General features: G+C 45.4%; 1 pseudogene. It reads right to left on the minus strand.

The features are described from left to right. Nucleotides 1-56: 56 nt before the first annotated feature. Nucleotides 57-304: pseudogene (locus tag ACXAG2_RS20910) on the minus strand (IS5/IS1182 family transposase); the annotation flags it as partial.

The following is a 304-nucleotide window of genomic DNA, read 5'->3' on the forward strand; positions in this document are numbered from 1 at the left end:
GGCGTTGTTGATCAAATAACTGCTTCAGTCCCTTTATTGTCAGGCGCTCCAGCCAATTAATCAGTTGCCTGACGAACAGGCATACCGAGCCCAATGACCTTGTTCATTATCTTAACCCCAACTAACATTTCCGCCACCTGAGCATCGTGACATCTTAGGCTCAATCGGTTACTGACTAAGGTTTTATATCGATACATCGCGGTTTCTGATAGTGAGCGTTTGTGATAACCACTTTTCTGTTTCCACTCTGTTAGCATACCCGCTTTCTGTGCTTCTACCGCTTCGTTACGAGGATGACCTTCTT

The organism is Alteromonas sp. ABH4_456 (assembly GCF_056160645.1).